Consider the following 13,205-nt stretch of genomic DNA (forward strand, 5'->3'; position numbering starts at 1 on the left):
TAAGCAGCTCGCACTTCACTCGGAGGTCTTCGTCATGTCACTACGCCACGCCGTACTTAACGTCCGTGGTCAGTACAACTAGCTCTGCGCCGGCGCCCTCGTCTCCGGGACGGCGGCAAGGTAGAGAACAAGGCCGGCGACCGCGATGGCGGACAGCGTGATGAACGTCGTGTGGTAGCCGGCCGCGACGATCAACGCACCGGCCAATCCGGCGCTGATCGCGGCCCCGGCGCCCTGAACGGTGGCGAGCGCGCCCTGGGTCACGTTGAAGTGGCCCGTCCCCGCGGTCAGATCGGCGATCACGACCGGGAACAGGGCCCCGAAAATGCCTGCGCCCACGCCGTCCAGTGTCTGCACCGCGACCAGCCACGCCGGGTTGTCCGAGACGGTGTAGAGCACACCGCGTACGGCCAGGACGGCGAAGCCGGCCACGAAGATCGGCTTCCGACCCCACGTGTCGGCGGTGCGGCCGACGACGAGCGCGACCGGAACCATGACGAGCTGCGCGGCGAGTACGCACAGCGCTGTCAACGACGTCGCGCTGTCCTTGCCCGCAACCCGAACCAAGAGCTGGCTGACCGAGGTCAGCATCGCCGCGTTCGACAGATGGAACACGAACACCACGGCGGCGAAGGCAAGCAGGGTCCGGCTCTTGAACAACACCGACCAGCTGCCGGCGTGGCTGTCGACCGTGTGGTCGGCGGGCAGGCCTCGGGCGAGGCTCTCGTCGATTTCGGCGTCCTTGATGCGTGCGGCTGAGGCGACGCTGAGCAGAGCGAGGACTGCCATCAGCCAGAACACCACGACCGGACCGAACTTGATGGCCAGCAGGGCCGCAATGCCCGCGGATGCGGCATTGCCCGCATGATTGAACGCCTCGTTGCGTGCGATCCTCCGGGTCAGCAGGCGGCCGCCGACGAGCCCGAGGCTGATCGCGGCAATGCCGGGCCCGAAGAGGGTCGCGGCGGCGGCCGCGGCCGATTGGGTCGCGGTCACGGCAACGTAGCCGTGCACCGCGGGCAGGCACAGGCAACTCGCCGTCACGACGACGGCCGCGACGATGAGAACCATTCGGCGGTGCGGGATTCGGTCGATCAGCGCCCCTGCGGGCGTCTGGGCGACGAGGCCGACCAGACCGGCGATGGTGATCACGCTGCCGACCGTCGCCTCGTCCCAACCGTGTGTGGGACCACGCGTGGCGAGCAGGTAGATGGCCAGATATGGGCCGAGGCCGTCGCGCACATCGGCGAGGAAGAAGTTCAGCCCATCGAGCGCGCGCAGCGATCGGGTCGACGGGTGCCGATCGTTGCGCGCCATTGCGTCACATTGTGCCGACCATGCCTGTGGGTCCAGGCGCTCAGGCGCGCGGCGCGTCCGAACTCTGGCTGATCAGCCGATCGATGACCGCCAGCAACCCTTCGTCGAGTTCCGTGCGCGGTGGTCCGCCGAGCACGCTGAACAACGCGTGGTGGTAGAGGCCGTCGCCGATGAGCTTGACGGTGCGGGCGACGTCACGGTCGCCGAGCGCCTCGGTCAGCACGCTCAGCCACTGATCGGAGATCATCTCGATGGCTGCTCGCGCACGCGGGTCGCCGGCCTGCTGGAGTCGCGCCACCGCGACCAGGGTGCGGTCCAGCGGGGTGTTGGCGTAATGCGAGGTGCGGATGTAGTGCCGCGCCGGGCCGTCCGCGGCGTTGCGCATCTTGTCGACGTCGTCAGCGGCCAGCGCGATCAGTCGCTCACACAGAGCTTCGGCGAGTTGGTCCTTGGACGGGAAGTGGTAGAGCAGGCCGCCCTTGGACACCCCGGCTCTGGCGGCCACCGCGTCGAGCGTGGCGAGACGCTCACCGTCGACGGCCAGCGCGTCGGCGTAGGCATCGAGGATGCGCTCGCGCGAGGTCGTCATCGGCCGAGTTTATCGACTTTCGGACTGTACCGTCCGGACGGTACAGTTGAGGGGCTTTGGAGTACTAGACCTCATTCGATGGAGAGATAACCGTGCGCGCCTACGTAGAGCTCATTCGAGTTCCAGGCGTGGTCAATGTGACCGCCTCACAGCTTTTCGCGCGGCTGCCGCTGGGAATGCTGTCGCTGGCGATCCTGCTGCACGTGCAGGCCCGTACCGGGTCCTACGCGGTGGCGGGTGCCGTCGTGGCGTGCACGAGCATCGGTGAAGCGGTGGCCATGCCCATGACGGCGCGGCTCCTCGGCCGGATCGGGATGATGCCGACGCTGGTCTCGGCTGCGCTGATCAACGGCGTCAGCATGTTGGCGCTGGCCTTCATCGGTGTCCCCGCGACATTCCTGATGGTGTTGGGGTTCCTCATCGGTGCCTCGGTCCCGCCGCTGCTGCCCGCGGTGCGTGCGCTGTACCCGCAGATGGTCCCCGGCCAAGGGCTGCGGGCGCTGTTCGCGCTCGACACCACCGCCCAGGAGCTCATCTGGGTGATCGGTCCGGTCGCCGCGACGTTCCTGGCGTCGGCGATCTCGACGGCCATTCCGCTGTTGTTCTCCGCCGGTGTGACGCTGGTCGGGACGGTGTGGTTCCTGCTCAGTGCCCGCCAGTTCCGGCCGACGATCGTCAGCAGCACGGTCGCGTTCGGCAAGGTGCTGGCCAACCCTGCGGTCATCCTGGCCATGGTGGCCAGCCTGGCGCTGGTCGCGTCGTTCACGGCGCTGGAGGTGGGCGTTCTCGCCCTGTACGGCAACCACAACCTCGATGCGGGTATCGCGCTCGCGGCAACCGGGGTCGGATCGCTTCTCGGCGGCGTGCTGTTCGGCCACCGGCACCTCGGTGTCCGCGGTTTGTCCCTGTCGATGGCGACCGTGGCCGCCGGCACCGTGCTGTTCGGGCTGGCCGACGGCTACGCCTTGCAGCTCGCCGCGCTGTTCGCGTCCGGGCTCGGCTTCGCGCCCGCTCTTGCTGCGCTGTACGTCATGGTCTCGAACCAGATCGCCGCGCATTCCACCGCGGAAGCGTTCGGATGGCTCAACAGCGGCGCCCTCGTCGGCGGGGCCATCGGCACAGCGATCGGCGGCGTCGTGGTGGACGGCTACAGCCCGTTCGCGGTGATCATGGTGTCGGCCGCACTGGCGATGGCCGCGGCCTGCACACCGCTGATCGCGCGGACCGCGGGTCCGGTGGGCGGGTTGTCCCGCGAGCGTGAGCGGGAGACCTGCGAGCTCTAGCCGTGCCCGATGCGCAGTAGCTCGGCGACGCTGGTGAGCTTCACCCGCGGCCTGCCGTGCGGTTCGCCCGCACCGCGCTCGTGCGCGTCGATCAGCTTCCAGTGGTCGTCGGTGACCAAAATCGGTTGACGCGACAGCAGCCACTCGACGAGGGTCTCGTCGTGGTCGTCGGCGAACGCGCCGAGCTCGCGGCCGTCGAGGTCGGCCACCAACGTCGCAACCGTGTCCGCAGAGTCCTTCTTGTTGCTCCCGATGACGCCCGACGGGCCACGCTTGATCCAGCCGACGACGTATTCGTTGGTGCTGCCTTCGACGCGGCCGTCGGTGTGCGGGATGGTGCCTGACCGCTCGTCGAACGGCAGGCCCGGCGTCGCGATGCCGCGATAACCGACCGCGCGGACCACCAGCTGGGCGGGCAGCTCCTCGCGCACGCCGGTGTCCTTGGCGACGATGCGACCGCCCTCGTCGACGAGCTCGTTGCGGCCCAGCACCACCGCTTCGACACGGCCGTCACCCTTGATCTCGATCGGCGAGGTGCGGAACCGGAACACGATGCGGCGCTTGGCTCCTCGCGGTTCGGTCTGCGCGTAGCCGCGCAGCACCTTGATGTTCAGCTTCGCGGTCTTTCCGGCCGCCTCGAGCTGTTCGTCGGTGATGGAGTCGAAGTCCGCCGGGTCGACGATGACGTCGACGTCGGCCATGGCCTCCAGGTCGCCCAGCTCGCGCAGCTCCATCGTGGTGAAGGTTGCCTGCAGCGGGCCGCGGCGGCCGATGACGACGACCTCCTCGACACCCTGCGCGTGCAGCAGTTCGAGCGCATGGTCGGCGATGTCGGACTTGGCGAGCTCGCCGGGATCGCTGACGAGGATCCGCGCGACGTCGAGCGCCACGTTGCCGTTGCCGACAACGATGGCGCGCCCGGTCGAAAGGTCCGGCGTCATCTCCCCGAAATGGGGGTGCGCGTTGTACCAACCGACGAAGTCGACGGCGGCGACGCTGCCCTCGAGTTCCTCGCCGGGGATTCCGAGTGGACGGTCCGACTGCGCGCCGGTGGCGTAGACGACGGCGTCGTAGCGCTGCGCCAGCTCCTCGGCCTGTACGTGCTCACCGACGCGGATGTTGCCGAAGAAGCGGAATCGCTCGTCGAGCGAGGTCTTCTCGAACTGGGCGCTGATGGTTTTGATCTTCGGATGGTCGGGTGCCACCCCGGAGCGCACCAAACCCCAGGGGGTGGGCAACATTTCGAGCATGTCGACGCGGACATCCGGACCGCCGGCGGCGACGGAACTGTCGCCGAACTTCAGCAGCGACGCCGCCGCGAAGTATCCGGAGGGGCCTGCACCAACGATCGCGACATAGTAAGGACGCATCCTCGCGCTTTCTGTCCGGACCCGGCTGCGCGCAAGGGGGCTGTCACGTCGCAGTCGAGCAGCGTCGCTATGGGCTGTGCGACGCCACATCCTGGTTACGAAAGTGATGTTAGACGCGCAACCGTCGGGGCAGCCCCAGAAGTCCCAGGAGTCGCCGTGGATCACAACGTGTCGCGACGCCGGTACCCTGAGGACCCGTGGACCTCGATCGTCAGTCAGATATCGCCGCACTCGACACCACCCTCACCACGGTGGAGCGAGTGCTCGACGTCGACGGTCTGCGCGCCAAGATCGAGAAGCTCGAGCACGAAGCGGCCGACCCGAATCTGTGGAATGACCAGAGCCACGCTCAGCGCGTCACCAGCGAGCTCTCCCACGCCCAGGGCGAGTTGCGCCGCGTCGAAGGCCTGCGCAGCCGTCTCGACGACCTGCCGGTGCTCTACGAGCTGGCCGCAGAAGAGGGCGGCGAGGACGAGTTGGCTGAAGCCGATGCCGAACTGAGGTCGCTGCAGGCCGAGGTCGAGCAGCTCGAGGTCCGCACGCTACTGTCCGGCGAATACGACGAGCGCGAAGCGCTGGTGACCATCCGGTCCGGCGCCGGTGGCGTGGACGCCGCCGACTGGGCCGAGATGCTGATGCGGATGTACATCCGCTGGGCCGAACAGCACGACTACGGCGTCGAGGTGTTCGACACCTCCTATGCCGAAGAGGCCGGCATCAAGAGCGCGACGTTCGCCGTGCACGCCCCGTACGCCTACGGCACGCTCTCGGTCGAGCAGGGCACCCACCGGCTGGTCCGGATCAGCCCGTTCGACAACCAGAACCGGCGCCAGACGTCGTTCGCCGACGTCGAGGTGCTGCCCGTCGTGGAGACCACCGACCACATCGACATTCCCGAGCAGGACGTCCGGGTCGACGTCTACCGCTCCAGCGGGCCCGGCGGGCAATCGGTCAACACCACCGACTCGGCGGTCCGGCTGACGCACATCCCGACCGGCATCGTCGTCACCTGCCAGAACGAGAAGTCGCAGCTGCAGAACAAGGTCTCCGCGATGCGAGTGCTGCAGGCCAAGCTCATGGAGCGCAAGCGTCAGGAAGAGCGCGCCGAGATGGACGCCCTCAAGGGTGACGGCGGAAGTTCCTGGGGCAACCAGATGCGCTCGTACGTTCTGCACCCCTACCAAATGGTCAAGGATCTGCGCACCGAGTACGAGGTCGGCAATCCTGCGGCGGTACTGGATGGGGACATCGACGGGTTCCTGGAAGCGGGGATCCGGTGGCGCAACCGGCGAGATGACGACGACTAGCACCTACGTGGCATTGGGCCTGGCCGGGCAGTGGAGCGACTTCTGGCACGGCCAGTACGGCGTGTGGATCGTGACCAGAGGCGTCCGCATCGCCCTGTTGCTGATCGGCGGGCTGCTGGGCGCGCGGTTCATCAACTGGCTCGCGCGCAGGATTACCCGGCGCATCGACGCCCAGTACCAGCAGACCGACCAGATCGTCCGTACCGAGAGCGCCAAGCATCAGCAGGCCGTGGCCTCAGTGGTGTCCTGGGTGTCGATCGCCCTGCTGTTCGTGATGGTCGTCGTCGAGATCGGTGACGTCCTGTCGATACCGGTCAGTTCGCTCGCCGCTCCGGCGGCGGTGCTGGGCGCGGCCCTGGGCTTCGGTGCGCAGAACCTGGTCAAGGACATGCTGGCCGGTTTCTTCATCATCACCGAGCGGCAGTACGGCTTCGGCGACCTGGTTCAGCTGAGTATGGTCGGCGCCCCGAAAGACTCGCTCGGCACCGTCGAAGAGGTCACGCTGCGCGTGACCAAGCTCCGCACGCCCGAAGGCGAGATGTACACGGTGCCCAACGGGAACATCGTCCGATCGCTGAACCTGTCGAAGGACTGGGCACGAGCGGTCGTCGATGTCCCGGTGCCCACCTCTGCCGACCTCAACCGCGTCAACGACGTACTGCACACCGTATGCAACGACGCCATGCTCGACGAGGATCTGCGAAAGCTACTTCTGGACAAGCCGGCACTGATGGGCGTGGAGAGTCTCGAAGTGGACTCGGTCAATCTGCGAATGGTGGCCCGCACGCTGCCCGGTAAACAATTCGACGTCGGCCGCCGGCTGCGGGTGATGGTGATCGCCGCCCTGGCGCAGGCGGGTATCACCACGCCGGCGGAGAAGACCCCCACGCTGGGCGCGATGACTCCGTCGGGAACGAGCGACGATGTCGCCCGCAGTCAGGACAAAGCGCAGTGACGAATCAATCGAGCAAGTCGAAGCGCGATGATCGCGGCTGGCCGACGTATCTGCCGGGTGGTCGCATTCGTACCTCGACTGCAGGTCTGCTGGTGGCATTCGTCGCCCTGTTCTGGGTGTACCAGAACTACGAGCCGCCGTCCCCGCAGCCGGCGCCCGCGAACCAAGTAGTGCCCCCGGGCTTCGTGCCCGACCCGTCGTACACCTGGGTGCCGCGTACCGACGTGCGGCGCACCACGACGACAGCCCCGACCACCACCACCACGACGACCACCACCACGACCACCACCACGCCGACGGAGACGACGACGCCGACGGAGACGAGCCCGACGAGCCCGACGACGTCAACGCCGACGCCTGGCCCGCTGCCGTTCCAGATCCCCGGGCTGCCCACCCCGACCCCGTCACCGGCGCCGGTTCCCACCCCGGCACCGGGTCAGGGCCCAATGGTCACGCCCGCGGCTCCGACGCAGTAACCGGGTCCCGCCCGCCGGACGGCTACACTGGCGTGCCGTGATGATCACCCTCGACCATGTCAGTAAGCAGTACAAGTCGTCGGCACGGCCAGCCCTCGACAATGTCAGCGTCAAGATCGACAAGGGTGAGTTCGTCTTCCTCATCGGCCCGTCCGGCTCCGGCAAGTCCACGTTCATGCGGCTGCTGCTGGCCGAGGACACCCCCACGTCCGGCGATCTGCAGGTGTCGAAGTTCCACGTCAACAAGCTGTCGGGCCGTCAGGTCCCCAAGCTGCGCCAGGTGATCGGCTGCGTGTTCCAGGACTTCCGGCTGCTGCAGCAGAAGACGGTGTTCGAGAACGTCGCCTTCGCGTTGGAGGTGATTGGCAAGAAGCCCGACACCATCAATCGCGTGGTGCCCGAGGTCCTGGAGATGGTGGGACTGTCCGGCAAGGCCAACCGGCTACCTGCCGAGCTGTCCGGCGGCGAGCAGCAGCGCGTGGCGATCGCGCGCGCGTTCGTCAACCGGCCGCTGGTGCTGCTGGCCGACGAGCCCACCGGCAACCTGGACCCTGAGACCAGTAAGGACATCATGGATCTGCTCGAGCGGATCAACCGCACGGGAACCACCGTGTTGATGGCCACCCACGACCACCACATCGTCGACTCCATGCGCCAGCGTGTGGTGGAGCTGTCCCTGGGCAGGCTCGTTCGCGATGAGCAGCGTGGTGTCTACGGAATGGATCGTTAAGTGCGCTTCGGCTTTCTCATCAACGAGGTCTTCACCGGACTTCGCCGCAACGTCACCATGACGGTGGCCATGATCTTGACCACCGCCATCTCGATCGGTTTGTTCGGTGGCGGCCTGCTGGTGGTCCGGTTGGCGGACCACTCGCGCAACATCTACCTCGACCGCGTCGAGACCCAGGTGTTCTTGACCAACGACGTCTCGGCCAACGACCCGACCTGTGACGCCGACCCGTGTAAGGCGTTGCGCGCCAAGATCGAAGCCCGCGACGATGTCCGATCGGTCCGGTTTCTGAACCGCAACGACGCCTACAACGACGCGATCCGCAAGTTCCCGCAGTACAAGGATGTCGCGAGCAAGGATTCGTTCCCGGCGTCGTTCGTCGTCAAGCTGGACAACCCCGAGCAGCACAAGGACTTCGACGCGGCCATGACGGGTCAGCCCGGTGTGCTCAACGTGCTGAACCAGAAGGAGCTGATCGACCGGCTCTTCGCGGTACTCGACGGGCTGTCCGCTGCGGCGTTCGCCATCGCGATGGTGCAGGCGATCGGTGCGATCCTGTTGATCGCCAATATGGTTCAAGTCGCCGCGTACACCAGACGCACGGAGATCGGCATCATGCGGATGGTGGGCGCCACGCGGTGGTACACCCAGCTGCCGTTCCTGCTGGAGGCGGTGCTTGCGGCGACGATCGGCGTGGTGATCGCGATCGTCGGGCTGATCGTGGTGCGGGCGGCGTTCCTGGAGAACGCGCTCAACCAGTTCTACCAAGCCAATCTGATCGCCCGCATCGACTACGCCGACATCCTCTACATATCGCCGATCATGTTCGGCGTCGGCGTGTTGATGGCCGGTCTCACCGGCTACGTCACGCTGCGCCTGTACGTCCGGCGGTAGCGGTGGCCAAGAATCCGGACAAGAAGCCCGACCACAAGGTCGTCGCCACCAATCGCAAGGCGCGTCACAACTATTCGATCCTCGACACCTACGAGGCCGGCGTCGTCCTGCAGGGCACCGAGGTCAAGAGCTTGCGTGAGGGTCACGCATCGCTGGCCGACGCGTTCGCCACCGTCGACGACGGCGAGATCTGGTTGCGCAACCTGCACATCCCGGAGTATCACCACGGCACCTGGACCAACCACGCGCCGCGGCGCAACCGCAAGCTGCTGCTGCACCGCAGCCAGATCGACAACCTGGTCGGCAAGATCCGCGACGGCAACCTCACCCTGGTGCCGCTGTCGTTGTACTTCTCCGACGGCAAGGTCAAGGTCGAATTGGCGCTGGCCCGCGGTAAGCAGGCGCACGACAAGCGCCAAGATCTGGCCAAGCGTGACGCGGAGCGAGAGGTGATCCGGGAGCTGGGCCGCCGGGCCAAGGGCAAGCTCTGATCGGGATCCTGCTCGCGCTGGCATCGGCAATCGGTTACGGCGTCAGCGATTTCGTCGGCGGCATCGCGGCGCGACGGGTGGCCGCGCTGCGGGTGGTGTTGGTGTCCTACCCGGTGGCGATGGTGTTGCTCGGGATCCTGGCCGTGGTTTTCGGCGGCACGGTGTCGACTCCGGCGGTGGTCTGGGGTCTGCTGTGCGGCGTGAGTCAGGCGTTCGGTGTCTGGTGGTTCTACGCCGCACTGGGCTCGGGACCGATCTCGGTGGTCTCGCCTTTGACGGCTGTTCTGGTGGCTGCGGTGCCGGTCAGTGTGGGACTCGCGATGGGGGAGCAGCCCGGCGTGATCGCCGGGGTGGGCACCGTGCTGGCGCTGATCGCTGTGGCACTGGTCAGCCGGGAGGCCACCGACGAGGACGTTCGTCCGCACAAGTTCACCGCGGCGGTGGCGTGGTTGACGGTCGGCTCAGGTCTGGCATTCGGCCTGAACTTCGTTCTGCTGCACCAGGCTCCGGCCGATGCTCACTTGTGGCCGTTGTTCTTCGCCCGGGTGTCGGCGACCGCGATCGTCTTACTGGTGGCCGCATTCACCGGCAATTTTCGTGCGCCACAGGGGTTTCCCCTGAAGATGGCGGTGATCGCCGCGCTGCTGGACACCGTCTCCAACGTCGCGACGCTGCTGGCCCTGCAGGCCACGATGTTGTCAGTGGCCAGCGTGCTGATGGCGCTCTATCCGGCGGCCACCGTGCTGCTGGCGATCGTCGTCTTGCGTGAGCGGGTCACCCGCTGGCAGGTGCTGGGCATGGTGATGGCGTTGGTCGCCGTCGGGATGATCTCGGTCCGCTAACGCAGCGTCTCGCTGGGAACGTCGTAGCGCTCCTGGTAGGGCCGGACCCGTTCCCGCAATTCGGCCGCATCGAGTCCGGTATCGGCCCAGGTGTAGCGGTTTCCGCCGCCGTCGCCGGGGTTGGCCGAAAGATGCTCGCGCATACACTGTTCGGCAAGCGGGGTCAGCTCGCGGCCCAGGCGTTCGTAGACCGCGCCGATGGTGGCGAACGGGTCCTGCATGAAATCGGCGAACCGCACATTGACGACGCGATCCTGGCTGATCTCGCCGTCGTCCACCCACTTCATCAAGCGGTCGAGTCCCAGGATGTTCTCCGCCGCGCACTGGCCGGCCGCGCGCTGGACGGTCGCGTTGTCGCTGGCCAGTTTTTGCAGGTGGGCGATCAACGCGCTGATCGAGGAGATCACCACCAGCGGGTCGCGGTGGGTCTGGACCAGGATCGCGTCGGGATACTCGGCCAGCAGTGTGTCCAGGGTCCACAGGTGGGCGGGGCTTTTCAGCAGCCACTGGCCCGGCACGCCGGACTGCAGGTGCTGCAGATACTGGCGGTGGTAGCGGTAGGCGGCCGCGTGATCGGCCTCGTACATCAGCCAGTGCTGGTAGTTCGGCAGTCGGTATTGGGTGGGGAAGATCATGCTGCAGAACGTGCCTGCGGTGATGCGGACGCATTCCTGGCCGCCGCGGGCGCTCATCGGATGGAACTTCATGAAGCCGGGCATCAGCTGCTCGGTCATTTCCAGTTGGGCTTGGGTCTCGTCGATGCGCGGATCGGTCAGGTAGGTCTCCGGCTGGGGGACCGGGAAGGGGTGATCGACCTCCCACGTGAGCGGTGCCCGCAGGTCGGGGTCCTGGCTGAGCAGATCGTAGAGGATTGTCGTGCCGGTGCGGGGCTGCCCGAGGATGAAGATCGGCTGGGTGATCCGTTCCCGGGCGACCTCCGGATGCTCGTTGCGCCACGCGGTGATCTGCAGGCGGTTACGCAGCGGCACAATCACGTCGGCGGCCGCGATCTCCACGCCGAGCGGCGAGAGGTCCGCTTCGCTCACCAGGTCGGCGACCATCCGCGACAGGTTCTCCCGCCACCCGTCGTCGGCGCCGAAGTTGTCGCTGCCGGCCAGTTCGCAAGCCTGCTCGATCAGCTTGTCGGGATCGAGGCGGGCTTGCACAGCACTGGTCATTTCTGAACCTCCTTGTCCAGCAGACGAACTGTCACATCCGGGGCGTTGGGGTTGTCCAGCCAGCGAACGACGATGAAACCGCGGCGACGTCCACCGGTGTCCAGCCAATGACCTTCGCCGGAGTCCTGCGCCCCGATCGTGAGCCGGACGTAGCCGTCGGGGTCGGGGGAGACGCCCTTGTTGGTCACCGAGCTGGAGCGTAGCAGCGGCTCCAGGCATTCATGCCAAATACTTTCCAAAGTCACTGACCAGTAACGGGTTTCGGGTGGAAGGAAGGTCAGTTGCAGGTTCTGATGCGGCTCCAGCTCGAACATGCCGAGCATGTAGAGATTGTCCGGTGTGGTGTTCTCGCCGCCCAGGTTCTCCGCGCCGGAGGTGATCAGGATGTTCGGGGTATCCAGGAGGTCGGGCCGCACCGTACGGTGCAGGGTGGTCAGCTTGACGATCGTCCAGCCCATCGCCGTGAGCTGCGCGGCCAGCGTCTCGTCCGACAGCGGCGCCGGAGGCGGTACCTCGCCGAGCAATGAGATGTGAAGCTGCGCAGGGATTTCAGCGTCCGGGTCGGCAATGTAGTCGCGTACCACGATCGACGTCGCGTCATCGGGTATCTCGATCCACTGCGCGCCGGCGAGGTCGCCGTCAGCGGGGCGGGTCGCGGCGAAGACGATGTTGAACCGGCCGTGGGCGTCGAGGACCAGATCGCGGTCGGAGAGGTAGTTGCTCATCCGACGCGGATTCATCCCGGTGCCAGCCAAGACCTGGATGCCCAGGTAGGTCGACGTGCCCCTGGTGCCGGTGACGCGGTACGCGCGGTCGCCGCTGATCATCGCCAGCGGGTAGGCGCCGTGCGGGTTGGGCCCGCCGACGAAGCGCGAGGGTGTGCACATGTCGACGAAGTGCGGGTGGTCCGGGTCGATGTCTACCGAGAGCTCGGTGCACAGCGCGGTCACCCGGTTGAGTACACGCAGGCCCTCGAGCAGCTCGCGCTCGTCGCGGGCGTCCTCGGTGATCTGTCCGGTCAGATCGTCGAGCACCTTACGGACGAATCCCCATGCCTCTAGCGACTTTTCGCCACTCATTCGGTCCTCAATTCGTGATCGGGCACGGGGTCATGGAGTTGACCGCGCGGGAGATTCGGTCTGATAGCGATCCGCCGTCGCGGAGCCAGTCGTCGATCGAGATCCGGACCGACGCCATCGCCAGGGCGCCGATGAGGCGCGGGCGCGGGTCGTCGACGGTCAGGTCGGGCAGCCGCGGCGCGATCGCTTCGGCGATGGCTGTTTCGAAGTTGAGGTAGCACAGCAGCGTCCAGGCCCGCAGGGTCAGGGAGTCGCGGGTCTGCCGTTCGATCTCGGCGATGCTGCTCTCGACGACGCTGAAGCCGGGGGTGAGCTCGGCGAACGCGGCGCTCAGTGCTTCGTTGACGGACAGGCCGGCGGGTTGGCGACGCAAGGCGTCGGTGATCGCGGCGATCCAGGTCGAAGTGAAGCCCTCGGCGACGGCGTATTCCTTGGACTCGAAGTACCGGAAGAACGTCGCCCTGGCCACGTCGGCGGCTTCGGCGATCTGCTCGACGGTCGTCGCGCTCAGCCCGTTCTGCATGACCAGCTGGGCGGCCGCGGTGGCGATGCGCTCGCGGGTGCGCTGCCGTTTGCGGACCCGCAGACTTTCAGACATCGTCTCACTGTAGACAAAGTCTCATTTTTTGCAGGCGAAACTGCGCAGTTTTTGCCGCGAGCGTCACGCCAGAGTCACGTTCGACGCCCAGCGCGA

At 66.7% G+C, this 13,205-nt stretch carries 14 protein-coding genes; 8 read left to right on the forward strand and 6 right to left on the reverse strand.

Going from position 1 to position 13,205, the window contains the following annotated elements:
• Window positions 1-78: 78 nt before the first annotated feature.
• Together BST42_RS00005 and BST42_RS00010 are read right to left on the reverse strand one after the other, a co-directional pair.
• Window positions 79-1,317: an MFS transporter gene (locus BST42_RS00005; protein WP_083116552.1), complete on the reverse strand. Its 1,239-nt coding sequence runs from the start codon at window positions 1,315-1,317 to the stop codon at window positions 79-81.
• A 40-nt stretch (window positions 1,318-1,357) separates the two neighbouring features.
• A complete protein-coding gene (locus BST42_RS00010) occupies window positions 1,358-1,906 on the reverse strand; it encodes a TetR/AcrR family transcriptional regulator (protein WP_083116553.1) in 549 nt (182 codons plus the stop codon).
• Between the two features lie 92 nt (window positions 1,907-1,998).
• Here BST42_RS00010 and BST42_RS00015 point away from each other — a divergent pair, with 92 nt between their 5' ends.
• A complete protein-coding gene (locus BST42_RS00015) occupies window positions 1,999-3,189 on the forward strand; it encodes an MFS transporter (protein WP_083116554.1) in 1,191 nt (396 codons plus the stop codon).
• Here BST42_RS00015 and BST42_RS00020 read toward each other — a convergent pair.
• On the reverse strand, window positions 3,186-4,559 hold the full coding sequence (locus BST42_RS00020) for an FAD-dependent oxidoreductase (RefSeq protein WP_083116555.1): 1,374 nt from the start codon (window positions 4,557-4,559) through the stop codon (window positions 3,186-3,188). The genes BST42_RS00015 and BST42_RS00020 overlap by 4 nt on opposite strands.
• 197 nt (window positions 4,560-4,756) lie before the next feature.
• Between BST42_RS00020 and prfB the strand changes: the two genes are divergently transcribed.
• Genes prfB through BST42_RS00055 form a run of 7 tightly spaced genes read left to right on the forward strand, consistent with a single transcriptional unit; the run spans window position 4,757 to window position 10,254 of the window.
• On the forward strand, window positions 4,757-5,866 hold the full coding sequence (gene prfB, locus BST42_RS00025) for a peptide chain release factor 2 (protein WP_083116556.1): 1,110 nt from the start codon (window positions 4,757-4,759) through the stop codon (window positions 5,864-5,866).
• Entirely contained in the window at window positions 5,853-6,821 is a 969-nt protein-coding gene (locus BST42_RS00030; protein ID WP_083116557.1) for a mechanosensitive ion channel family protein, read from the forward strand. Before prfB ends, BST42_RS00030 begins: the two co-directional genes overlap by 14 nt.
• Before the next feature lie 50 nt (window positions 6,822-6,871).
• Window positions 6,872-7,297 (forward strand): Rv3103c family proline-rich protein, encoded by a 426-nt coding sequence (locus BST42_RS29975; RefSeq protein ID WP_110918442.1) that lies wholly within the window; start codon window positions 6,872-6,874, stop codon window positions 7,295-7,297.
• Window positions 7,298-7,337: 40 nt separating this feature from the next.
• Window positions 7,338-8,027, forward strand: coding sequence for a cell division ATP-binding protein FtsE (gene ftsE, locus BST42_RS00040; protein ID WP_036339815.1), 690 nt, complete (start codon window positions 7,338-7,340; stop codon window positions 8,025-8,027).
• A complete protein-coding gene (gene ftsX / locus BST42_RS00045) occupies window positions 8,028-8,921 on the forward strand; it encodes a permease-like cell division protein FtsX (RefSeq protein WP_036339812.1) in 894 nt (297 codons plus the stop codon). It begins immediately after the preceding gene.
• Between the two features lie 2 nt (window positions 8,922-8,923).
• Window positions 8,924-9,412, forward strand: a complete 489-nt coding sequence (smpB, locus tag BST42_RS00050) for an SsrA-binding protein SmpB (protein ID WP_083116559.1) — start codon at window positions 8,924-8,926, stop codon at window positions 9,410-9,412.
• A complete protein-coding gene (locus tag BST42_RS00055; RefSeq protein ID WP_083116560.1) occupies window positions 9,409-10,254 on the forward strand; it encodes an EamA family transporter in 846 nt (281 codons plus the stop codon). The genes smpB and BST42_RS00055 overlap by 4 nt, the downstream gene beginning before the upstream one ends.
• Here BST42_RS00055 and BST42_RS00060 read toward each other — a convergent pair.
• Genes BST42_RS00060 through BST42_RS00070 form a run of 3 tightly spaced genes read right to left on the reverse strand, consistent with a single transcriptional unit; the run spans window position 10,251 to window position 13,109 of the window.
• Window positions 10,251-11,432: a sulfotransferase family protein gene (locus tag BST42_RS00060; RefSeq protein ID WP_083116561.1), complete on the reverse strand. Its 1,182-nt coding sequence runs from the start codon at window positions 11,430-11,432 to the stop codon at window positions 10,251-10,253. The genes BST42_RS00055 and BST42_RS00060 overlap by 4 nt on opposite strands.
• Complete coding sequence (locus BST42_RS00065) at window positions 11,429-12,511, reverse strand: DUF1214 domain-containing protein (protein WP_083116562.1); 1,083 nt, start codon at window positions 12,509-12,511, stop codon at window positions 11,429-11,431. Before BST42_RS00065 ends, BST42_RS00060 begins: the two co-directional genes overlap by 4 nt.
• A gap of 7 nt (window positions 12,512-12,518) precedes the next feature.
• Window positions 12,519-13,109 carry a TetR family transcriptional regulator gene (locus BST42_RS00070; protein WP_083116563.1) on the reverse strand — a complete coding sequence of 197 codons (591 nt, stop codon included), beginning with the start codon at window positions 13,107-13,109 and terminating at the stop codon, window positions 12,519-12,521.
• Window positions 13,110-13,205 lie beyond the last annotated feature (96 nt).

The sequence above is a fragment of the Mycolicibacterium rhodesiae genome, assembly GCF_002086695.1.
GTDB classification, from domain to species: domain Bacteria; phylum Actinomycetota; class Actinomycetes; order Mycobacteriales; family Mycobacteriaceae; genus Mycobacterium; species Mycobacterium rhodesiae.